Raw genomic sequence first — 21,719 nt, 5'->3', positions numbered from 1 at the left:
GTGGACAGGCCCGTCAGGCAGCCTTCTTCAGGCTCGCCGACACCTCGACGATGCCCATGATGTCGCTCTCCTTCATGATCAGGTAGTCGACACCGTCGATCTTCACTTCGGTGCCTGACCACTTGCCGAAGAGGACGGTGTCGCCCGCCTTCACGTCGAGCGGCACGCGTTCGCCGCGCTCGTTGCGGCCGCCAGGGCCGACGGCGACCACCTCGCCCTCCTGCGGCTTCTCCTTGGCGGTGTCGGGAATGATGATGCCGCCGCGGGTCTTCTCCTCGGCGTCGATGCGCCGGACGACGACGCGGTCATGCAGTGGCCGAAACTTCATGAGTTCCTCCAGATCTTGATCATCGTAATGAAGGGCCGGGACCCGATGCGAGGACCGGCGTACATGTCGCGCAGCGCCTCCGGCATCCCGTCCGGGCGATGAGGTAGGAAAGGTCATTTTCGCCCGCAAGCCCCTGTCAGCACTTTTTTCAGACGAGTGCTAACAATATGATTTCAATAGAGAAATAGAACTTACATCTTGCCAGGGCGCTGATGTTGCGCTGCGATGGGATTCGCGTCCGGCAAAGGAGGTTCACGCATGGCATCGGCCGATTTCGCCCGCCAGATCGAGGGCTATGGATTGACCACGGCAGGCATTCTCTACCGCCTGCCCGACCACCCGGCCATCCTCCAGGAATATGTCTGGCAGGCCTATGACCTCGCCCCCCGTTTTCCTGAACTCAAGCGCTTCCTCGCCTTCTGGCAGGCCAGGCTGGACGGCAAGCTCTACCGGGTGACGGTGGCGCACAAGGATCTCATCGGCCCCACCGAGATGCGTGCGGTGGGCGCTGAATTCCGCCTGCACTAAGGACGACGGCGTCCAGGACGCCGCACCGTCGGGCTTTGCACGCAAGGCCCGGATGGTCTGCCTCGTTTTTCCCTCGTCCTCTCAGGGCCGGCCGGATGGCACCGCCCGGCCGCCGCCTCTCTCGCCTCACGGTTGAGGATGGTCCCTTGACTCTCTCCCGGAGAGTCTCTCTTTTATAGAACGAAACAGGAACACTCATGACCGTGCACCGCGATACCCTTGCGGCGCTGAAGGGTACCCTTGCGCGTCTGGAGCGGGGGGCCATGCCTTCTGCGTCGCCGCATGTCTCCCTCGGGCCGCCGGGGCTCGACGCCCTGCTCGGCGGCGGGCTCGCCCGCGCGGCCCTGCACGAGATCTTCGCCGCGAGCCCGGCCCATGGCCCTTCCGCCACCGGCTTCGCCCTCGGCCTGGCGCTGCGGGCAGCCCCCTCCGCGCCCGTGGTCTGGATCCGCCAGCGCATGCTCGACCAGGAATTCGGCCGTCCCTACGGCCACGGCATTGCCGCCCTCGGTCTCGATCCCGGCCGCCTCGTCCTCGTCCGGGCGCGGGATGCGGAGGCGGTGCTGAAGGCGACCCATGATGCGGTCCGTTGTGGTGCCGTCGGCGTCGTCCTCGCCGAGATCTGGGGCATGCCGAGAGCCCTCGACCTCACCGCGAGCCGGCGCCTGTCGCTGGCCGCCGCCGCGAGCGGCGTCACCCTCGTCGCCACCCGCACCGCCGGCGTGCCCGCCCCCTCCGCCGCCCAGTCGCGCTGGCAGGTGCGGGCCTTGGTCTCGGAGGCGGGCGAGGGCGGCCTGCCCGGCCTGCCCGCCTTTCTCGTCACCCTGCTGCGCCACCGGGCGGGCATTCCGCAACGCGACTGGCCCATGGAGTGGGACCGTGAACACCGCCGTTTCCGCGAGCGGGCGGCGCTACCTCGCCGTCTGGATGCCCTTCCTGGCGACGGAGCGGCTGCGCCGCAAGCGCCCGCCCTGCCCCTCCGGCGCGCCGGATGAGGCCCCGCTCGTTCTCACCGAGAAGGTCGGCGGTGCCCTGCTCGTCACCGCCGTCGACGCGAAGGCGCGCGCCCTCGGCCTCGCCCCGGGGCAGAAGCTCGCCGACGCCCGCGCCTGCATCCCCGCCCTGGTGGCGATCGGGCACGACCGCGACGCCGACCGCCGTTTCCTCGAACGCCTCGCCGACGCCGCCGACCGCTACACGCCGCTCGTGGCGCTGGAACTGCCGGAGGGATTCGTCCTCGATATCACCGGCTGCGCCCATCTCTTCGGCGGCGAGGCGGCGCTGCGCAGCGATCTCCTGCGGCGCCTCGCCGGCGCCGGTCTGACGGCGCGCGCCACCATCGCCGGCACACCGGAAGCGGCCTCCGCCCTCGCCCGCTACGCCACCTGCGAGCGCGTGCCGCCGGGCGGCGAGGCTGCAGCGGTCGCCCCCCTGCCCGTCGCGGCGCTCGGCATCGACCCCGCCATCGCCCTGGCGCTGACCCGCGCCGGGCTGAAGACCGTCGGCGCCGTCGCGGAGCGGCCCCTCGATATTCTCGTCGCGCGTTTCGGAGCGCTGCTGGCGACGCGGCTGCGCCGGGTCACCGGCCGCGAGGATACCCGCCTGACGCCGCGTCGGGCGGTGGCGGCCTGCATGGTCGAACGCCGTTTCGCCGAGCCGGTGGGCCGGCGCGAGGACCTCCTCGGCACACTTGGCCTTATCCTCGGCACGGCGGCCACGACGCTGGAGGAGCGCGGCGAGGGCGGGCGGCTCTTCGAGGCGAGCTTCTTCCGCACCGACGGCATCGTCCGTCGCATCGCGGTGGAGACCGGCGAGGCGACGCGGGACGGGGCGGCCCTCATCCGCCTCTTCGCCGAGAAGATGCACCTCATCGACGACCCCTCCGATCCCGGCTTCGGCTTCGATCTCATCCGCCTCGCCGTCCTGCGCACGGAAGCGCAGGTCCAGCGCCAGGCGCGGCTCGACGGCCGTGGTGAGGCCGACCGCGAGACCCTCGCCCTCATCGACCGGCTGGTCGCCCGGTTCGGCCGCGACAGCGTCGTGCGCCTCGTCGACCGCCACTCCCACATTCCCGAACGGGCCGAGGCGATGCGCCCCGCCATCGCCGTCGGCGCCACGCTGGCCTGGCCGGCCATGCGCGTCGCCCGCCCCCTCACCCGGCCGCTCCAGCTCTTCGACCCGCCCCAGCCCATCGAGACCCTCGCCGAGGTGCCGGACGGGCCGCCAGCAACCTTCCACTGGCGCCGCACCACCCACCAGATCGCCCGGGCCGAAGGCCCCGAGCGCATCGCCACCGAATGGTGGCGCGACGGCGAGAGCGCCCTGACGCGCGACTATTACTGCCTCGAGGACCGCGAGGGCCGCCGCTTCTGGGTCTTCCGCCAGGGCCTCTACGGCGCCGAGACCACCGCGCCGCGCTGGTTCGTCCACGGGCTCTTCGCGTGAGGCAGCCCATGGCCTCTCATGAACCGGCCTATGCCGAGCTCGCCACCCACTCGAATTTCTCCTTCCTGCGCGGCGCCTCCCACGCCCGCGACCTGGTGTTGACGGCCCTTGCCCTTGGCCATTCCGGAATCGGCATCGCCGACCGCAACACGGTGGCCGGCGTCGTGCGTGCCCATGCCTTCCTGAAGGAGATCCGGACCGACGGCCTCATCCCTCCGGACAAGGTCAAGGAGGGCTCCTCCCCCGGCGAGTTCGTCTGGGTCGACATGCCCCAAGCCGGCGCCCTCGGCTTCACGCCGGAGGCCTTCAAGGCGGCGGCGGAGCGCTTCCGGCTCGCCGTCGGCACCCGCTTCGTCTTCTGCGACGGCGCGCCCGAGGTCATCGCCTATCCGGCCAACAGGCAGGGCTGGGGGCGGCTCTGCCGGCTCCTCACCACCGGCAACCTGCGCGGCGGCAAGGGCGAGTGCCGGCTCACCCTCGACGATCTCCTCGCCGACACCCGCGATCTCCTGCTCATCCTGATGCCGGGCGAGGACGAAGCGGGTCTCGGGGCGCCGCTGGGCGCGCTCGCAGGAGCTGCGCCCGGCCAGCTCTGGCTCGGCGCCACCATGGGCCGCAACGGCGAGGACCGCCGCCGCCTGTTCCGCCTGCGGAGCCTCGGCGAGGCGGCGGGCGTGCCGCTGATCGCCGTCAACGACGTGCTCTACCACGACCCCGTCCAGCGCGACCTGCAGGACGTACTGACCTGCATCTGCGAGGGCGTCAGCATCGAGGAGGCGGGTTTCCGGCTGGCGGCTAATGCCGAGCGCCACCTGAAACCGGGGCACGAGATGGCGCGGCTCTTCCGCGACTGCCCCGAGGCCATCGTGGAGACGCAGCACCTGCTGTCCCGCATGGACTTCTCGCTGGCCGAGCTGAAATACGAATATCCGGAGGAGCCGGTGCCGCCCGGCTGGACGCCGCAGGGCTGGCTGGAAAAGATCACCTGGGAACGCGCCGCACACCGCTATGGCGGCGCGGTGCCGGCGAAGGTCGAGAAGCTCCTCGCCGAAGAGCTCACCCTCATCGCCAGCCTCGACTATGCCCGCTACTTCCTCACCATCGTCGACATCGTCCGCGTCGCCGAGGACAAGGGCATCCTCTGCCAGGGCCGCGGCTCGGCCGCCAATTCCGCCGTCTGCTACGTGCTCGGCATCACCGCGGTGGACCCCAACGACCACGACCTGCTCTTCGCCCGCTTCATCTCATCCGAACGGCGCGAGCCGCCGGACATCGACGTCGATTTCGAGCACGAGCGCCGCGAGGAGGTCATCCAGCACATCTATGCCCGCTACGGCCGCGAGCGTGCCGGCATCGCCGCCACCGTCATCAGCTATCGGCCGCGCAGCGCCATCCGCGAGGTCGGCAAGGCCCTCGGCCTCACCGAGGACGTCACCGGCCGCCTCGCCGGCATGGTCTGGGGCTCATGGGGCACCGCCATCGGCGACCATTATGTCCGCGAGGCCGGGCTCGACCCGGTCAACCCCCTCATCCGCCGCGCCGTCGGCCTCGCCGAACGCCTCATCGGCTTTCCGCGTCACCTCTCCCAGCATGTCGGCGGCTTCGTGCTGACCGGCGCGCGGCTCGACGAGACGGTTCCCATCGGCAATGCCGCCATGGCCGACCGCACCTTCATCGAATGGGACAAGGACGACATCGACGCGCTCGGCCTGATGAAGGTCGATGTCCTCGCGCTGGGCATGCTGACCTGCATCCGCAAGGCCTTTGGCCTGCTGCGCGCCACCGGCGGGCCGGACCTCGACCTCTTCAACGTGCCGCCCGACGACCCCGCCGTCTACGACATGCTCTGCCGCGGCGATTCCATCGGCGTCTTCCAGGTGGAGAGCCGGGCGCAGATCAACATGCTGCCGCGCCTCAAACCCCGCAATCTCTACGACCTCGTCATCCAGGTCGCCATCGTCCGGCCGGGGCCCATCGAGGGCGACATGGTGCATCCCTATCTGAAGCGGCGGGCCGGCTTGGAACCCGTCGTCTATCCCTCGCCGGCTCCCGGGCACGGGGAGCCGGACGAGCTCTACCAGGTGCTGAACAAGACCTGCGGCGTGCCGCTGTTCCAGGAACAGGCCATGCGCCTCGCCATGGTGGCGGCGAAATTCACCGCAGACGAGGCCAACGGCCTGCGCCGCGCCATGGCGACCTTCCGCAATGTCGGCACGATCGGCCGGTTCGAGACGCTGATGACCGGCCGCATGGTGGCGCGCGGCTACGATCCAGCCTTCGCCCAGCGCTGCTTCGACCAGATCAAGGGCTTCGGCAGCTATGGCTTCCCCGAAAGCCACGCCGCCTCCTTCGCCAAGCTCGTCTACATCTCCTCCTGGATCAAATGCCACCACCCCGCGATCTTCGCCTGCGCCCTCCTCAACGCCCAGCCCATGGGCTTCTATGCGCCGGCCCAGATCGTCCGCGACGCGCGCGAGCACGGCGTCGAGGTCCGCGCCGTCGACGTCAATGCGAGCCTCTGGGACAACAGCCTCGCACGCGGCCGGGACGGCCACGCCCTGCGCCTCGGCTTCCGCCAGCTCGACGGCTTTCACGAGGCCTGGGCCGAAAGGCTGGTCGCGGCGCGCACGCGCCCCTTCGCCGATGTCGAGGACCTCGCCCGCCGCTGCGCCCTGCCGGCACGGGCGCTCCACATCCTCGCCGATGCCGACGCCTTTCGCTCCATCGGCCTCGATCGGCGAGAGGCGCTGTGGGCGGTGCGGCGCCTGCCGGACGACGATCCGCTACCGCTTTTCGCCGCGGCGGATGCGAAGGAACTCGGCGCGGAGGTCGATGCGAACCTCCCCGCCATGCCCCTGTCGGAACATGTCGTTGCCGACTACCAGACGGCGCGGCTGTCGCTGAAGGCCCACCCGCTGTCCTTCCTACGCGAGCGCCTCACCGCCGAGGGCATCTCGACCTGCGCGGAGCTCGCCGCCGCCGCCAACGGCGCGCGGGCCCGCGTGGCCGGCGTCGTCCTGGTGCGCCAGCGGCCGGGCAAGGGCACCGCCATCTTCATCACCCTGGAGGACGAGACCGGCATCACCAATGTGGTGCTCTGGGCCCGCCATATGGAGCGCTTCCGCCGCGCCATCATGGGCGCGCGGCTGCTCATGGTCGCGGGCCTGATCCAGCGGAGCCCCGAGGGCGTCGTCCACCTCATGGCGGAGGACATCATCGACCGCACGGCCGATCTGCAGCACCTGTCGGACGACCCGATGCGCGACAGCCTTGCCCGCGCCGACGAGGTCTCACGGCCGCAATATCCGCGTGGAGGCGGCCGCCACCCGCGCGATGTCAGGATCCTGCCGAAGTCACGCGACTTCCACTGACCGTGCCGCCACGGCGTCGATCGCCGGCACGTCGAAGCTGTGCGGTGCCTCGCCGCGGCGCCAGATCTCGACCATGCCCTCATAGGCGAGGCCGAGATGGGCAGAGAAGCGGTCGGGATCGAAGAGCGGCACGCTCTGGCGGGTCCGCAGCAGCGTCTCGCGCAGGGCCTGCGCCGTGCCGCGATCGTTGCCGATGGCGATGGCCTTGGCCTTGTACTCGTCGAAGCTGGTGGCGATGAGCTGCTCCATGCCGGCCGCCCGGAGGATGCTCCCCGAGACGCGCGAGACGAAGCTTCTCCCGGACAGGGCCAGAAGCGGCGCGCCCATCCACAGGGCATCGCTCGCCGTCGTATGCGAGCCGACCGGATAGGTGTCGAGGGCGAGATCGACCAGATTATACCGCGCCAGGTGATACTCGTTGTCCATTACCGGCCCGAAGACCAGCCGAGACGGGTCGACGCCATGAGCCTCCGCGCGCGCGCGGAGGCGCTCGCCGATCGCCGGGTCCTTCGACAGGAGCCAGAGTACCGACCCGGGCACGCCTTTCAGGATCTCCATCCAGGCGGCGAAGAGCGTGCCGCCCACCTTGTAGACATGGTTGAACGAGGCGAAGACGAAGCCCGTCTCCGGCAGGCCCACCATCTCGCGGGTGGGGGCTGCGACGACCTCCCGGCTGCGCCGGTTGGGCTGGTAGCAGTCCGGCAGCCGGGCCACCGCTTCCGAATAGCCGGCTTCGGCTTCGGTCGGGATGATGAAGGGATCGGCGATGATATAGTCGGCCTCGGCCAGGCCATAGGTGCCGGGATAGCCGAGCCAGTTCACCTGGATCGGTGCCGCGCGGTATTTCAGCAGGCTGAGCCGCGATCCTCCCGTATAGCCCTTGAGATCGACGAGGACGTGGATGCCGTCCCGGCGGATCAGTCTGGCCGTCTCGGTTTCCGTGAGCATCGTCACGTCCTCAAAGCGGTCCACGGCCGCCTTCAGGCGGACGCGCTCGGCATCCTCCGCATGGGCGTCGTAGGAATAGGCAATGACCTCGAAGCGATGGCGGTCGGTGCATTCCAGCGCTTCGGTCAGCAGCTTCAGCGTCGCGTGATTATGGAAATCATTGGAAAAATAGCCGATCCGCAGCCGCTCTCCCGGCGCCGGCGGGAGCGGCAGCGGCACGTCCAGCGGCTCGGTCGGTCCAGGCAGGGTTCGCCCGCGCCGTTCGGAGGCGATCCGCTGGATTGCCGGTTCGTCGGTCATGGCCAGAACCATGAAGGGGGAGAGCCCGGCCTTGACGATCGTCTCCGCCAGCGGCTCCAGTGAGCAGAGAATTTCGTCGGCGAGATCCATCTCCACCACGTGCGACGCCGCATGGGCAATCGTGGACAGGAGGGCGCTGTGTTCGGGCAGGCGCTCGCGCACGATGCGGCCGAGATCGACGACCTGCTGGTGCGCACTGGCGTCGAACAGGAGGTCGATCAGCCGCGTCAGCACATCCAGCCTGGCGCCGGTGGCGGCGGCAAGCGAGGCCTGGGCCTGCGCGGCGCCCAGTTTGTCCTCGCAGGCCATCAGCGCCATGATCTTGAACATCGAGGCCCAGCGGTCGTCGGGGATGAGGGCCAGCGCGACATCGGCCCCGGCGATGGCCTCGCGGTTCCGGCCAGCCTGGACATTCTGGCCGACCTCGTAGAGGTGCAGGACGGCGCTGAGATCCTCGAGCCGCATGCCGAGAGCGAATGAGGCCTCGTTCGCCACCCCCGTGCTGTGGAAGACCGGGCCCAGCGGCAGCCAGACATGGGCCCCCGGATCGCCGGCGAGTGCCTTCTGCGCCTGCAGAAGGGCCCCGTCGAAATCACCCCGTGCCATGGCGATCATCATGCTGACCGCATCGATCTTCGGATGGCTGGTCAGACGCGACAGATGGGTGACAATCGCTTCGGCGCTTTCGTTGTTGCCAGCACGGGCCATGCACCAGGCGAAGCTGAGAAAGGCGTCGGCCCGGCTGGAATCACCCTTCGCCAGGGACAGCCAGAGCTGGCTGGCGGTCATCAGGTCGCCGCGGGCGAGATGCGCCGCTGCCACCGCCTCCACTGTGTCCGGATCGCTGCTGCCGCTGTGGCGGGCGATGAAATCGGACGCCTGGTCCAGCACCGCGAGTGCCCTGTCGAGGAGTTCACGGTGGGCGGCGATCCCGGGCTGGGCGAGCCCGAGCTGCCGGGCGATGCGCACCGCGATCGAGGCTTCGCCGCGGGTCAGCGCCGCCTCGGCCGACCGCGTTGCATAGTCGACCGCATGACCGGTTGTCCGCTCGTCGAGGGGACGGCTCCATTCGAGGGCTCTGGCCATCACGATCTCCACAGACGGGCGCTGCGGGCCGCGCGCAGCGGACCCACCGATTCCGCACTCTTCGCGAAGATGGTTAATGCGGCTCTAACGCCGCGCCTGAAACGAGAAAGGGCGGCCCGGAGGCCGCCCTTTCGAAGCGTGGAGATGCTGGACGATCAGCGGAGGAACTGGAGGACCTGCTGGTCGCCCTGCGAGGCGAAGGACAGGGCCGAGGTGGCGAGCTGGGCGCGGGTGTTGAGCGCGAGCAGGTTGGCACCTTCCTCGTTCTGGTCGGCGAGGGTGAGGTTGTCCGCACCGCCGCGCAGCGTGTTGATCATCGACTTGGTGAAGTCCTGGCGGTTCTGCACCACCGAGAGGTTCGAACCGAAGGCCGAGGACTGCGACCGTAGCGAACCGAGAGCCGAAGACAGCTTACCGAGGATCGCATCCAGTCCGACGTCGGAGTCGGCCACCGAGGCGGCCTGCACGTCGATGCCGAGATTGGTCGAGTTGATCGACTGGCCGCCCTTCGACTGGACGGTGATCGAGGACGATCCCGTCTCGTTGAAGGTGATGGCGAGCGCGTCGCCACGCAGCAGGTTGATGCCGTTGAAGGAGGCGTCTTCCGCCGTGCGGTCGAGCTGCTGGCGAAGGTCGTTGAACTGCGTGATCAGGTCGGCGCGAACCGTGTTGCCGCCGATCGTGCCGCCGGTGCCGGTGGTGGCGACGGCCGTGTCGGTGACGGTCAGGGTGGCGGTCGAAAGGTTCTCGACGCGCAGCTTGCCGTTGTCGTTCGAGGCGCGAACCTTGGACGTCAGCGACGAGTTGCCGTTGATCGCGGCGACGACGTCATCGACCGAGGCATTGGCCGTGACCGCCACCGTGACCGCAGTGGTGCCGACGGCGCCGCCGGTGAAGACGATGTTACCGGTGCCGGCGGTCGCGGTGAAGGCGTAGCTCTCACCCTTGTAGGATTTGTCCTGACGCGCCTGGCGGATGGCGGACTGCAGCGACTCGACCGTCTTGGTGATCGACTTCAGGCCGTTGTCGGCGGCTTCCAGGGTCTTGATGCCGTTGGACATGGAGTCCAGCAGCGCGCCGAGGTCGTTGCCGCGGGCATTGAGCGCAGAAGCGGTGAAGAAGTTCGTGGGATTGTCGAGGGCAGAATTGACCTTCTTGCCCGAAGCGAGGCGCCCCTGGATGGTTTCGCGCAGGGACGAAATGTTCTGGAGCGCGAGAAGGTTCGAGCGAACGCCGCGCGAAATGGTGATGTCAGACATGGATACTGCCCTCTCCTAGGGACCCCTTATTCTGAGGGGTGGTCGATACGCAACCTCCACATCCTGGGAGGGCCTTCAGTTCTCGAAGACGGGATCACGTTGCACCAACATCGTTAACAAAATGCATACGCGGCAGAAGTTTTTTACCATGTCTCGACACCCCCCGTTATCCTTGACCAAACCTTGCCCTGTTCCCGCGCCACGGGTGTCGGCGCCGAAAGGCGCACAGCGGACGAAAAAGGCGGCCAGGAGGCCGCCCGTGACACGCGAAGCAGGAAAAGTGGCCAGGACGCGTGCCGCGCCTCAAACGAAAAAGGGCGGCCCTGAGGCCGCCCTTCTGGAGCGTGGAGATGCTGGACGATCAGCGGAGGAACTGGAGGACCTGCTGGTCGCCCTGCGAGGCGAAGGACAGGGCCGAGGTGGCGAGCTGGGCGCGGGTATTGAGCGCGAGCAGGTTGGCGCCTTCCTCGTTCTGGTCGGCGAGGGTGAGGTTGTCCGCACCACCGCGCAGCGTGTTGATCATCGACTTGGAGAAGTCCTGACGGTTCTGCACCACCGAGAGGTTCGAACCGAAGGACGAGGACTGCGACCGCAGCGAACCGAGAGCCGTAGACAGCTTACCGAGGATCGCATCCAGTCCGACGTCGGTGTCGGCCACCGAGGTCGCCTGCGTGTCGATGCCGAGGTTGGTCGAGTTGATCGCCTGGCCGCCCTTGGACTGGATGTTCAGCGACGACGAACCGGTCTCGTTGAAGGTGATGGCGAGGGAGTCGCCGCGCAGCAGGTTGATGCCGTTGAAGGAGGCGTCTTCCGCGGTCCGGTCGAGCTGCTGGCGCAGATCGTTGAACTGCTTGACCAGGTCGGCGCGAACCGTGTTGCCGCCGATCGTGCCGCCGGTGCCGGTGGTGGCGACGGCCGTGTCGGTGACGGTCAGGGTGGCGGTCGACAGATTCTCGACGCGCAGCTTGCCGTTGTCGTTCGAGGCGCGAACCTTGGACGTCAGCGACGAGTTGCCGTTGATCGCGGCGACGACGTCGTCGACCGAGGCATTGGCCGTGACCGCCACCGTGACGGCGGTGGTGCCGACGGCGCCGCCGGTGAAGACGATGTTACCGGTGCCGGCGGTCGCGGTGAAGGCGTAGCTCTCACCCTGCCAGGACTTGTCCTGACGCGCCTGGCGGATGGTGGACTGCAGCGACTCGACCGTCTTGGTGATCGACTTCAGGCCGTTGTCGGCGGCTTCCAGGGTCTTGATGCCGTTGGACATGCCGTCCAGCAGCGCACCGAGGTCGTTCGAACGTGAGTTCAGCGAGGCGGCGGTGAAGAAGTTCGTGGGGTTGTCGAGGGCCGAATTGACCTTCTTGCCCGAGGCGAGGCGGCCCTGGATGGTCTCTCGGCCGGCGGCGATGTTCTGCAGCGCGAGGAGGTTGGAACGAACGCCGCGCGAAATGGTGATGTCAGACATGGTAGAACCCTTTCCTAGGGACCCCTGCTTCTGAGGGGTGGACGATGACGCCTCCGCTTTCTGGGAGGCCCTTCAATTCTCGAAGGCACGGTGACTGTCCATTACGCCAATTAAAAAAGACTTTTTTCTTCCGGGAGAATTGATGAGCCGGAATTAATGGTAAACATAACGCGAATTCTATTTTGTTTATGATTTGTTAATCTTGACAATTTACTGACAGTGCTCTGGCGAGACTTCAGGTGATTCATGTCCGACTTGTCCGGCCTCCCCGTGGCCCGCGCCCTTCCCGATGCTCCGGCCGCCCGCGAACTGGGCCTGCTGCTGCGGATCGAGGAGGTCGACACGATCGGCAAGAGCATCGCCTTTCTGGTGCAGGAGATCCTGCTCAAGGGCTTCGACGCTATCAGCCATGCCGATCTCGCCGCACGGATCGCCCTGATCCTCGAAGCCATGCCGAGCGCCCGGCCACTCGTCCTCGGCATGCAGTTCGCGCTGCTGGAGGAGGATTTTGCTCTCGCCCTCGACCATGCCCGGCTGCTGGTGGAGCGTGAGCAGGCGCTGATGGCCCTCGCGCTCGCCGCCGCCGACAGCGCCCCCGCTCAGCCCTGAGGGCCACGACGACCCACTGCATTTACCAGTCATTTACCATGTCCGCCCATCCTCCGGGCCATATGGTTTAGGGGCAGGCAATGCGGGTTGTGATTCTCGCCGGCGGGCGCGGCACGCGGATCTCGGAAGAGACCGACGTGAAGCCGAAGCCGATGGTCGATGTCGGCGGCCGCCCCATCCTCTGGCACATCATGCGCCATTACGCGGCGCAGGGTTTCGACGATTTCATCATCGCCGGCGGCTACAAGGCCGATGTCATCAAGCGCTTCTTCCTCGACGAGGTGCGCATGGCGGGCGACCTGACCGTCGACACCCGCCGCGGCCGTGTCACCCGCTCCGGACCGGCCTTCGACAATTGGCGCGTGCGCATCGTCAATACCGGCCTCGATACCAATACGGGTGGCCGCATCCTGCGCCTGAAGCCGCATCTCGAGGGCGCGCCCTTCCTGGTGACCTATGGCGACGGCGTCTGCGACGTGCCGATGCAGGCGGTCATCGACCAGCATCGCGCCCAGGGCCATCTCGCCACCATCACCGCCGTTCATCCCCCGGCCCGCTTCGGCGGCCTGCGCTTCGAGGGGGATGATGTCGCCGGCTTCGTCGAGAAGCCGCAGATCGGCGAGGGCTGGATCAACGGCGGCTTCGCCGTCTTCGAGCCGGGCGTCTTCGATTATCTCGCGCTGGATGGCGACGAGGGGTCGCTGGAGGTCGCGCTCTACGAGCGTCTCGCCCGTGAAGGAAAGCTCGGCGCCTATCGTCACGAGGGGTTCTGGCAATGCGTCGACACGCTGCGCGAACTCAGGCTGCTGCAAGGCCTGTGGGACAGCGGCAAGGCGCCCTGGAAAACCTGGACCGACGAGCCGGTCCGAGCGGTTGCGGCGGCGTGAGGGCATCATGAAAGTTCTGGTCACCGGCCATGCCGGATATGTCGGTTCGGTCGCCACCACGGTCCTGGCGGAAGCCGGTCACGAGGTCGTCGGGATGGATACCGGCTTCTTCGCGCCGTGCCACACCGAGGGCATGGAACCCGTGGAGCCCGGTCTCAGCCTCGCCCGTGACATGCGCGATGTCACGGCGGAGGATCTCGCCGGTTTCGACGCTGTCCTGCATCTCGCCGCCCTCTCCAATGATCCGATGGGCGACCTTGCCCCGGAACTGACCGCCGCCATCAACCGCGACGCGACCATCGCCCTGGCGCGGGCTGCCAAGGCCGCCGGCGTGGCGCGCTTCATCTTCGCGTCCTCCTGCTCCATCTACGGCGCCGGCAATCCGGACCTCCTGCTCGACGAGACCGCCCCGGTCAATCCGCTGACGGCCTATGCGGCAAGCAAGGTGGAGAGCGAGAGCGGCCTCCTGCCCCTCGCCGACGCCACCTTTGCGCCCACCTTCATGCGCAACGCCACCTGCTACGGCCTGTCGCCGCGGGTGCGCACCGATCTCGTGCTGAACAACCTCGTCGTCTCGGCGCTATCGACCGGCGAGGTGAAGCTGCTGTCGAGCGGCCTCGCCTGGCGCCCGCTCCTCCATGTCCGTGACCTCGCCCGCGCCGCGGCCGCCATCCTCGCCGCAGACCCCGACAAGATCCGTGGCCAGGCCTTCAATATCGGCCAGAACGAGGAGAACCATCTCGTCCGCGATATCGCCGCGATCGTCGCCGAGGCGGTGCCGGGCGCCAAGGTCACCTTTGCCGCGGGCAACACCATCGATCCCCGCTCCTACCGGGTCGACTTCGGCAAGTTCGCCGCCGCCTTCCCGGACTTCCGCTTCCTCCACACCGCCGCCTCCGGCGCCAAGGAACTGGTCGCCGCCATGGCCGGTCGCACCGCGGCCGAGGATCTGACGGGCCCGCGCTATGTGCGCCTTGCCCGACTGAAACACCTCATGGACAAGGGCGCCCTTGCAGCGAACCTGACCTGGCGCGGCGAGCGCGAGACAACGCCGCTGACGGTGAAGCGCGAGCGTGTGCCGGTGGCCGGCCCTTCCATCAGCCAGCGCGAGGTGGAGCTGACGGCGGAAGCCGCCCGCCATGCCTGGTTCGAGAACCACGCCAAGTATAACCTGCGCTTCGAGGCCATGGTCGCCGAACAGACCGGGCGGAAACACGCCATCTCGCTTGCCCATTGCACCTCGGCGATCCACCTGACACTGGCCGGCCTCGGGATAGGCCCCGGCGACGAGGTGATCGTTCCGGAATGCACCTGGGTCGCCACCGCCTCGCCGGTCGTGCAGGTTGGCGCCACGCCCGTCTTCGCCGACATCGACCCGGTCTCCTGGTGCCTGTCGCCAGCGAGCCTCGCCGCCGCCATCACGCCGCGGACCAAGGCCGCCATCGTCGTCGACCTCTATGGCGGCATGCCCGATTGGGCGCGCCTGGAGGCCATCGCCCGCGATGCCGGCATCATTCTCATCGAGGATGCGGCCGAGGCCATCGGCTCGCGCTTCCGCGACAGGCCGGCGGGTTCCTTCGGCCAAGCCTCGGTCTTCTCCTTTCACGGTTCCAAGACGGTCACGACCGGCGAGGGCGGGATGCTCGTCACCGACGACGATGCGCTCGCCGAACGGGTCAACATCCTGCGCGACCAGGGCCGCCACCCGACGTCGCGCGCCCTGATCACCGAGGAAGTCGGCTTCAAGTACCGGATGTCGGCGATGCAAGCCGCCATGGGCATCGCCCAGATGGAGCGCCTCGACGAGCTCATCGCCATGAAGCGCGACATCTTCCGCTTCTATGCCGAGGCCCTTGAGGGCACCCCGGGGCTCACCCTCAATGCCGAACCGGCCCAGGTGTTCAACAGCTACTGGATGGTCACCGCTGTCCTCGATCCGAAACTCGGTCTGCTCAAGCAGCAGGTCGCCGCCGAACTCGGCGCCGAGGGCATCGACACGCGCCCCTTCTTCTATCCGCTCAGCTGGCAGCCCGCCTTCCGCAACCAGCCCTCTGCCGCCGGCGCCTCCGCCCGCAACCCCGTTGCCTATGCGATTTCGCCGACCGGCATCAATCTGCCGAGCGGCTACAATGTCACACGGGCCGTGGCAGCCCGGGTGTCGCTTGCGCTGAAATCCATCCTCCAGCGGCACGCCCGCCGCGCCGCCTGACCCATCGGAGCCGTCCCATGGCCGCCAGCGCCGCTCAAGACCTGTCGCGGGCGGCCCCCGCCCCCGCCGCGCGGCCGCTCGTCACCATCGCGCTGCCCACCTACAACCGCGCGCAATATCTGGACCGCTTCTTCACCCACCATATCGACGCCTTCACCGCCCGCGGCGTCGACTTCGAGATCCTCGTCTCCGACAATTGCTCGACCGATGGCACGGCGGCGATCGTGGCGCGCTGGGCCGCCGCCGACCCGCGCATCCGCTCGGTCAGACAGAGCGAGAATATCGGCGCCTACGGCAATTTTCTCTATTCCTGGCGGCAGGCCCGCGGCCAGTTCGCCATCTGGGTCGGCGACGACGACCTTCTCGTCCCGGACGTCGTCATGGACTATCTCGGTCGGCTCACCGCCGATCCCGACCTCGTCATGGTCCAGGCGCCCTGGATGCTCATCGACGAGACGCGCGATAACGCCGAGATGGGCACCTTCTATCGCATCACCGGGGAGCGGCTGTTCCGCCGCGGCGACCATGCCGCCTGCCTCGACTACATGCTCGGCCACCACATCTTTCCCGAATGGTTCATCATCCGCACCGACATGGTGCATGATGTGATCGAGCCGGTAACGGGCTTCGTCTTCCACTATTTCGCCCATCTCGCCCGCGCCCTCACCGTCGGCTCGGTGCTCTTCGCGCCGCAGCCCTTCGCCCGCGTCACCGCCATCTCCAAGGGCGGGGTCAACCATTCGGGCAACAGCGAGACCATGGACGGCTGGGACCGCTTCCGCGGCGGCATCGAGTTCTTCGCCTCCTTCATCGATCCCGCCCCGCTGGCCGATCCGGAACAGGCGGCGCCCCTGCTTCGGCGCTTCCAGGACTTCACGCTGAAGCGCATGCAGGTGGCCATCAACCTCCACGTTAACGCCGGCAACTGGAGCCACGCCTATCACCTCGACAGGCGGCTGCGGGCCTATGGCTGGGACGGCGTCCATCCGGACATGCGCACCGTCGTCTCCGGCCTCTGCGCCATCGAGACGCTTGTCGCCGAAGCGCGCGCCCAGGCGCGCCACCTCGTCGTGCTCGACGACATGATCGCCGACGATACCCTCGAGAGCCTGACTCCCGCCATTCGCGCCGCCATCATCCGCCGCCGCGACCCGCGCGCCGCATCTCCGGCGCCGAAGGCCTTCGCCCTGATGCAGCCGGTCCCGGAGGATCTCCTCGGTCCCGACGATATCGTCCTCGATCTGCCCGCAGCCTTCCGGCGCACGCCGTTCTGACCATGGCCCTGGAGGTCCACGGCGCCGACGGCGGCCATATCGTCCTGCGGGCTACCCCTTGGGACGCGCGCGCCCTCGGCCGCCCCACGCTGGACATCACCGCCATCGCGCTGGCCTGCGAAGACGGGACGGGCGGCGACGACGATCTCTTCGCCGCACTGGAGGCGCTCTGCAACAACCAGGCAGCGGCCCTCGTCACGCTCCGCCTTCCGGCCGGACGGCGGAGTGCCGTCGCCCGGCTGCAGGCTGCCGGGTTCCGCTATGTCGAGACCGTCCAGCGGCTGCGCTATCCCAATCTCGCGCGCTTCGAGGCCACCGCCGCGCCTGCGCTGACACTGCGGGAAGCCGCCGCAGCGGACCACCCGGCCCTCGTGACGCAAGCCGCGGAGACCTTCCATTTCGGCCGTTTCGCCGAGGATCCGGCCATTCCGCCCGCCGTGAACCCGCGCCGTCAGGCCGAGTGGATGGAAGGGCTGCTCGCCGGCCGGGCGCAGGTCCTGGTGACGGGTCCCCCGCCGTGCCCCGCGGCCTTCATGGCCTTCACCACGGCGGATGGTACCGCTGACCTCGTCCTCGGCGGCACACGGCCGGACCAGGCGGTCCTCGCTCTGCCCTTCTGGACAGCAATCCTCCTGCACCTGAAACAGGCCGGCATCCGCCGCGTCGACACGGTCATATCCGCCGCCAATGTCGGCATTGCCAATCTCTACGCCCGTCTCGGCTTTCAGGTGCAGGAGACGCTCGTCGGCCTGCATCTCCACCGGCCCTGAACGCGAAACGGGCGCCCCAAGGCGCCCGCTCGCCTTGCCCCGGCGCGGAACACCCTATTGGGGCGGCGTCTGGCTGTTCTGCTGGTTGAGCAGGTCCGTCACCCGCCGCAACGTCACGCGGCGGTTCTCCCGCGACGGTCCCTGGGTCTGCACCCGGGGGAATTGCTCGCCATAGCCCTGCGTCGTCAGGTTCTCCGGCGGGATGTTGTAGCTCTGCGTCAGCACCGCTGCGATCGACTGGGCGCGGCGATCCGACAGCGACAGGTTGTCCGTGTCGTTACCGACGGCGTCCGTATGGCCCTCGATCAGGAAAACCTCGTTCGGATTGGCCGTGATGGCCCGGCCGAGAGCCGCCGCGATCGTGTCGAGGCGCGCAATCTGATCCGGCTTCACCTGCCATGAACCCGCGTCGAAATTGATCGTGTTAACGTCGACGCTGCGGGTATAGGCGCGCACCGTCGGGCTGTGGCGCACCTCGTCCAGCGTGTAGCGCCGCGGCAGTCGCTGCACCGGAGGCGCGGTCAGGGCTTCGTAGATCATTTCCGGCGGCGCCCCGCCGGCATCGACCAGATAGCGCTCACGCGGCATGGAATATTCCGGTGGCGGCAAAACGATGATCTGCTCCTCGAAGGTACGGGCCCGTGGCCGGAACGAATTGTCGATCAGGATGACCTCGCGGCCGTCCGGGTAGCGGCGGATGCGGCGCAGCAACTGGCCGTTCTCGTCGGTCACGGTGATGACGCGCATGCCGCCAGGGCGCTCATAGATGGAGATCATCTCATCGCCGCGACGCTCGGTGCGGAAATCACCCCCCAGGTCGCGGAAGCGCGCCGTCTCGTCGTGGCGGATGAAGATACCCTCGCCGTCGCGCACGATGGTCCGGCCGGGCTCGTGAATGACGGTGACGCCGTCCTCCGTGAACTCGCGACGGCGCGAACGCACGTCGCTGACATCGTCGGCACGCGCGCCCTGATTGAGCATGAATCCGCCAATCAGACCGACACCGAGCCCGATGGCCGCAGCCCCGGCGGGACCGATACGTGATCCCTGACGGCGATCCGGGGGCCCGCTCGGCGGCGGCTGGCCGCCGGCAAGGCCACCGGGGCCGGCAGCGCCGGGCACCTGTCCGGGCAATCCCGGCCCGCGTTGACCGAAACCCGGCTGTCCGGGTGTCGGCGGCAGGCCCGGACCCGGCTGGGCCAGGCCCGGCTGGCCTGGAACCTGCGGCTGACCCGTGCCGGGCTGGCCGGGGACGAGAGGCTGGCGGATGCCCGGCTGACCAACGACAGGCGGCTGGCCCGCGCTGGGTTGACCGGTGGGCGGCGTACCGGGGGCCCGCTGGCCAATGGCCGGCGGCGTGCCGGGAGGCCGTGCCACGCCGGGCAATGTTCCGGGAGCTCCGGGAGCGCGCTGGCCGGATACCGGCGGCTGGACCGTCTGGCCCTGCGGATTGCCGCTGAACGGCGGACGGCCATCCGCCGGCCGGATCGCCCCGGGAGAGCCGGCAGGCCGCGAAGAGACACCGGCGGCCGGCGGTGGCACCAGCAGCGGCACATTTCGCTGGCCAGTTGCGGCTGGCGGCACGGCCCCGCGGCCGTCTTGAGGCGGGATGAAACCCGGCGGCGGCACTGTGGGGCGGCCGCCGACGGCGGGGGACGTGCCGCGGACCGTAGGCTGCTGGGTCTGTCCCGATCGGGTCGTCGGAGGGATGCCGACCGGCGGCCGCTGCTGGACGGCAGCAGGAGCCGCGACGCGGGGTTGCTGCGGCGGAATAGCCTGGACCGGGGCACGCGGCTGTTGCGGCGGGCTGGCCTGAACGGGCGAGCGCTGCTGGATCGGCGGGGCCTGGCGCTGGGGAGCGAATTGTGCGGGTTGGCGCGGCTGCTGCTGGATCGCAGGGGCCTGGCGAAGCGGAGCGGACTGGGCGGGCTGGCGCAGCGGCTGCTGAATCGGGGCCGCCGGCTGACGCGGCGGCTGCATATTGGGGCGGCCCTGTTGCGGCTGGCCAGGACGGCGCTGGCGCGGATCCTGATCCTGGGCCTGGGCGAGAATGATGGCGCCTTCGATGCGAAGGCCCTGGGTGAAGCCCGGCATGACGGCGAGCATGGGAAGGATCGTCCCCGCAAGCAGGGCGCGCTTGATCGCGTGCATGATCGTCTCCCAGAGCCTCGGGTCGGGCCGATCGGGAACGGACCCGACGCCGCCATCATGTCACAAAAAGCGGCACAATGGCGGCCCTGGGGAGGCAGGGCGTGGCACTTGGCTTAACGGTGTTCAAAGGCAGCGCTCTCCGCGCCGGCAAAGCGCGGGGAAGCAGGCTGGTTCAGAGCGGCTTCTTCAGCCACTTGCCGATGACGCCGACGATGCCCTCGCGGAAGACCAGAACGCAGATGACGAAGATGACACCCTGCACGACGGTGACCCAGGCGCCGAGGCCGGCAAGGAAGTTCTGCATGGAGATGATGACGGCCGCGCCGACGATCGGACCGAAGACCGTTCCCATGCCGCCGACCAGAGTCATCAGCACGACCTCGCCGGACATGCTCCAGTGGACGTCGGTGAGCGACGCGAGTTGCATGGCGATCGCCTTTGTCGCGCCCGCGAGCCCGGCCAGCGAGGCGGAGAGGACGAAGACGGCCAGCTTGTACTGATTGACACGGTACCCGAGCGACACCGCCCGCGCCTCGTTGTCGCGGATAGCCTTCAGGACCTGGCCGAAGGGCGAGTGGATGATCCTGTAGATCAGCAGCACGCCGACGAAGAAGATGGCCGCGACGAGATAGTAGGTGATGGTATCGTTGCCAAGCGGCACGACGCCGAACAGCGCATTGCGCGGCACGGCCTGGATGCCGTCCTCACCGCCGGTGAAACCCGGCGCCTGCAGCGAGAAGAAATAGACCATCTGCGCCAGGGCAAGTGTGATCATGGCGAAATAGATGCCCTGGCGCCGGATGGCGAGGGCCCCGAAGGCGAGGCCCAGAACGGCACCCGAGGCCGTACCAAGCAGGATCGACACTTCCGGCGTGAGGCCCCAGTGTTTCGCCGTATAGGCAGCGGCATAGGACGCGAAGCCGAAATAGGCCGCATGCCCGAACGACAAGAGCCCGCCATAGCCGAGCATCAGGTTGAAGGCGCAGGCGAACAGCGCGAAGCACAGCACCTTCATCAGGAAGAACGGATAGCCGACCACCGGAATGAAGGGCAGCACGACCAGCAGAGCCGCCATGGCGATGAACAGCGTGCGATGGAGCGCCGAATGATCGGCCTGCTCGGCGGCGTCGGTGGCAGGAGCAGTGATGGTGACGTCGGCCATCAGGCGGTCCTCCCGAAGAGGCCGGCGGGCTTCACAAGCAACACGATGGCCATGATGATGAAGATGACGGTGGCCGAGGCTTCCGGATAGAAGACTTTGGTCAGCCCCTCGATGATGCCGAGCCCGAAGCCGGTGACGATGGCGCCGAGGATCGAGCCCATGCCGCCGATGACCACCACGGCGAACACCACGATGATGAGATCGGCACCCATGTTCGGGTTGACCGAATAGATCGGCGCGGCGAGGACGCCGGCGAAGGCGGCGAGGCCGACGCCGAACCCGTAGGTCAGCGTGATCAGCAGCGGCACATTGATACCGAAGGCCTGGGTCAGGGTCGGGTTCTCAGTGGCCGCCCGCAGATAGGCGCCAAGGCGCGTCTTCTCGATGACGAACCAGGTGGCGAGGCAGACGACAAGGGAGGCGACAACCACCCAGGCGCGGTAGTTGGGCAGGAACATGAAGCCGAGATTCTGGCCGCCGCGCAGTTCCGCCGGAATCTGGTAGGGCAGACCCGACGAGCCGAAATAGTTGCGGAACAGGCCCTGGATGATGAGGGCGAGGCCGAAGGTCAGCAGCAGGCCGTAGAGATGGTCGAGGTGATAAAGTCGTTGCAGTAACAATCGCTCGATGATCACGCCGGAAACGCCCGCCACCACGGGGGCGAGCAGGAGCGAGGGCCAGTAGCCGATGCCCAGCCAGTTGAGCAGCATCCACGAAATGAAGGCGCCCATCATATACTGCGCGCCATGGGTGAAGTTGATGATGTTCAACAGGCCGAAGATGACGGCGAGGCCGAGGCTGAGGATCGCATAGAACGAGCCGTTGATCAGCCCCAGAAGGAGCTGTCCGAAGAGGGCCTGGGGCGGAATGCCTAAGAGCTCGAACATGGACTGCAGATCCCAAGGGAAGGCGGGGCGCCGACGCGCG

At 68.2% G+C, this 21,719-nt stretch carries 16 protein-coding genes; 9 read left to right on the top strand and 7 right to left on the bottom strand.

The annotated features are described in order from the left end of the window. Positions 1-13: 13 nt before the first annotated feature. Positions 14-328 (bottom strand): co-chaperone GroES, encoded by a 315-nt coding sequence (groES, locus tag Q0C57_RS08335; RefSeq protein WP_296574842.1) that lies wholly within the window; start codon positions 326-328, stop codon positions 14-16. Between the two features lie 258 nt (positions 329-586). Between groES and Q0C57_RS08330 the strand changes: the two genes are divergently transcribed. The 4 genes from Q0C57_RS08330 (at position 587) to Q0C57_RS08315 (ending at position 6,672) form a co-directional block, all read left to right on the top strand. Further along, positions 587-856 carry an usg protein gene (locus tag Q0C57_RS08330; RefSeq protein WP_296574839.1) on the top strand — a complete coding sequence of 90 codons (270 nt, stop codon included), beginning with the start codon at positions 587-589 and terminating at the stop codon, positions 854-856. Between the two features lie 197 nt (positions 857-1,053). Then, positions 1,054-1,851, top strand: a complete 798-nt coding sequence (locus Q0C57_RS08325) for a hypothetical protein (RefSeq protein ID WP_296574836.1) — start codon at positions 1,054-1,056, stop codon at positions 1,849-1,851. Further along, on the top strand, positions 1,736-3,301 hold the full coding sequence (locus Q0C57_RS08320) for a DNA polymerase Y family protein (RefSeq protein ID WP_366937816.1): 1,566 nt from the start codon (positions 1,736-1,738) through the stop codon (positions 3,299-3,301). The genes Q0C57_RS08325 and Q0C57_RS08320 overlap by 116 nt, the downstream gene beginning before the upstream one ends. An 8-nt stretch (positions 3,302-3,309) precedes the next feature. Beyond that, positions 3,310-6,672 carry an error-prone DNA polymerase gene (locus Q0C57_RS08315; protein WP_296574833.1) on the top strand — a complete coding sequence of 1,121 codons (3,363 nt, stop codon included), beginning with the start codon at positions 3,310-3,312 and terminating at the stop codon, positions 6,670-6,672. On the opposite strand, the gene Q0C57_RS08310 is transcribed toward Q0C57_RS08315, so the two are convergent. The 3 genes from Q0C57_RS08310 to Q0C57_RS08300 form a co-directional block, all read right to left on the bottom strand. Continuing rightward, the gene (locus Q0C57_RS08310; RefSeq protein WP_296574830.1) at positions 6,655-9,006 is read right to left on the bottom strand and encodes a hypothetical protein; all 2,352 of its coding nucleotides are present in this window, start codon (positions 9,004-9,006) and stop codon (positions 6,655-6,657) included. The two genes, Q0C57_RS08315 and Q0C57_RS08310, sit on opposite strands and share 18 nt — an antisense overlap. Before the next feature lie 155 nt (positions 9,007-9,161). After that, a complete protein-coding gene (locus tag Q0C57_RS08305) occupies positions 9,162-10,265 on the bottom strand; it encodes a flagellin (RefSeq protein WP_296574827.1) in 1,104 nt (367 codons plus the stop codon). Positions 10,266-10,626: 361 nt separating this feature from the next. After that, positions 10,627-11,730 carry a flagellin gene (locus tag Q0C57_RS08300; RefSeq protein WP_296574825.1) on the bottom strand — a complete coding sequence of 368 codons (1,104 nt, stop codon included), beginning with the start codon at positions 11,728-11,730 and terminating at the stop codon, positions 10,627-10,629. A 246-nt stretch (positions 11,731-11,976) separates the two neighbouring features. Here Q0C57_RS08300 and Q0C57_RS08295 point away from each other — a divergent pair, with 246 nt between their 5' ends. The 5 genes from Q0C57_RS08295 (at position 11,977) to Q0C57_RS08275 (ending at position 17,479) form a co-directional block, all read left to right on the top strand. Continuing rightward, positions 11,977-12,339, top strand: a complete 363-nt coding sequence (locus Q0C57_RS08295; protein ID WP_296574820.1) for a flagellar biosynthesis repressor FlbT — start codon at positions 11,977-11,979, stop codon at positions 12,337-12,339. 80 nt (positions 12,340-12,419) lie between these two features. Further along, a complete protein-coding gene (gene rfbF, locus Q0C57_RS08290; protein WP_296574818.1) occupies positions 12,420-13,226 on the top strand; it encodes a glucose-1-phosphate cytidylyltransferase in 807 nt (268 codons plus the stop codon). 7 nt (positions 13,227-13,233) lie between these two features. After that, entirely contained in the window at positions 13,234-15,435 is a 2,202-nt protein-coding gene (locus tag Q0C57_RS08285; protein WP_296574816.1) for a bifunctional SDR family oxidoreductase/aminotransferase class I/II-fold pyridoxal phosphate-dependent enzyme, read from the top strand. 17 nt (positions 15,436-15,452) lie between these two features. Then, on the top strand, positions 15,453-16,709 hold the full coding sequence (locus Q0C57_RS08280) for a glycosyltransferase (RefSeq protein ID WP_296574813.1): 1,257 nt from the start codon (positions 15,453-15,455) through the stop codon (positions 16,707-16,709). Positions 16,710-16,711: 2 nt separating this feature from the next. After that, entirely contained in the window at positions 16,712-17,479 is a 768-nt protein-coding gene (locus Q0C57_RS08275) for a hypothetical protein (protein ID WP_296574811.1), read from the top strand. A gap of 54 nt (positions 17,480-17,533) precedes the next feature. Here Q0C57_RS08275 and Q0C57_RS08270 read toward each other — a convergent pair whose 3' ends face one another. The 3 genes from Q0C57_RS08270 to Q0C57_RS08260 all read right to left on the bottom strand — a co-directional run bounded on the left by Q0C57_RS08270 (position 17,534) and on the right by Q0C57_RS08260 (position 21,679). After that, positions 17,534-19,630 carry an OmpA family protein gene (locus Q0C57_RS08270; RefSeq protein WP_296574809.1) on the bottom strand — a complete coding sequence of 699 codons (2,097 nt, stop codon included), beginning with the start codon at positions 19,628-19,630 and terminating at the stop codon, positions 17,534-17,536. 172 nt (positions 19,631-19,802) lie between these two features. Continuing rightward, on the bottom strand, positions 19,803-20,792 hold the full coding sequence (locus Q0C57_RS08265) for a branched-chain amino acid ABC transporter permease (protein WP_296574805.1): 990 nt from the start codon (positions 20,790-20,792) through the stop codon (positions 19,803-19,805). After that, complete coding sequence (locus Q0C57_RS08260; protein WP_296574802.1) at positions 20,792-21,679, bottom strand: branched-chain amino acid ABC transporter permease; 888 nt, start codon at positions 21,677-21,679, stop codon at positions 20,792-20,794. The genes Q0C57_RS08265 and Q0C57_RS08260 overlap by 1 nt, the downstream gene beginning before the upstream one ends. Between the last annotated feature and the right edge of the window lie 40 nt (positions 21,680-21,719).

Source organism: Phreatobacter sp. (assembly GCF_022843985.1).
Classification (GTDB): Bacteria; Pseudomonadota; Alphaproteobacteria; order Rhizobiales; family Phreatobacteraceae; genus Phreatobacter.
This window is presented reverse-complemented; position numbering and strand designations above follow the sequence as displayed.

What these genes read in the sequence shown, in the direction of transcription:
- Q0C57_RS08275 (WP_296574811.1), top strand. Translation starts at nt 16,712, where the DNA reads ATGGCCCTGGAGGTCCACGGCGCCGACGGCGGCCATATCGTCCTGCGG.
- Q0C57_RS08330 (WP_296574839.1), top strand. Translation starts at nt 587, where the DNA reads ATGGCATCGGCCGATTTCGCCCGCCAGATCGAGGGCTATGGATTGACC.
- rfbF (WP_296574818.1), top strand. Translation starts at nt 12,420, where the DNA reads ATGCGGGTTGTGATTCTCGCCGGCGGGCGCGGCACGCGGATCTCGGAA.
- Q0C57_RS08260 (WP_296574802.1), bottom strand. Translation starts at nt 21,679, where the DNA reads ATGTTCGAGCTCTTAGGCATTCCGCCCCAGGCCCTCTTCGGACAGCTC.
- Q0C57_RS08315 (WP_296574833.1), top strand. Translation starts at nt 3,310, where the DNA reads ATGGCCTCTCATGAACCGGCCTATGCCGAGCTCGCCACCCACTCGAAT.
- Q0C57_RS08305 (WP_296574827.1), bottom strand. Translation starts at nt 10,265, where the DNA reads ATGTCTGACATCACCATTTCGCGCGGCGTTCGCTCGAACCTTCTCGCG.
- Q0C57_RS08300 (WP_296574825.1), bottom strand. Translation starts at nt 11,730, where the DNA reads ATGTCTGACATCACCATTTCGCGCGGCGTTCGTTCCAACCTCCTCGCG.
- Q0C57_RS08285 (WP_296574816.1), top strand. Translation starts at nt 13,234, where the DNA reads ATGAAAGTTCTGGTCACCGGCCATGCCGGATATGTCGGTTCGGTCGCC.
- Q0C57_RS08295 (WP_296574820.1), top strand. Translation starts at nt 11,977, where the DNA reads ATGTCCGACTTGTCCGGCCTCCCCGTGGCCCGCGCCCTTCCCGATGCT.
- Q0C57_RS08310 (WP_296574830.1), bottom strand. Translation starts at nt 9,006, where the DNA reads ATGGCCAGAGCCCTCGAATGGAGCCGTCCCCTCGACGAGCGGACAACC.
- Q0C57_RS08265 (WP_296574805.1), bottom strand. Translation starts at nt 20,792, where the DNA reads ATGGCCGACGTCACCATCACTGCTCCTGCCACCGACGCCGCCGAGCAG.
- Q0C57_RS08270 (WP_296574809.1), bottom strand. Translation starts at nt 19,630, where the DNA reads ATGCACGCGATCAAGCGCGCCCTGCTTGCGGGGACGATCCTTCCCATG.
- Q0C57_RS08325 (WP_296574836.1), top strand. Translation starts at nt 1,054, where the DNA reads ATGACCGTGCACCGCGATACCCTTGCGGCGCTGAAGGGTACCCTTGCG.
- Q0C57_RS08280 (WP_296574813.1), top strand. Translation starts at nt 15,453, where the DNA reads ATGGCCGCCAGCGCCGCTCAAGACCTGTCGCGGGCGGCCCCCGCCCCC.
- groES (WP_296574842.1), bottom strand. Translation starts at nt 328, where the DNA reads ATGAAGTTTCGGCCACTGCATGACCGCGTCGTCGTCCGGCGCATCGAC.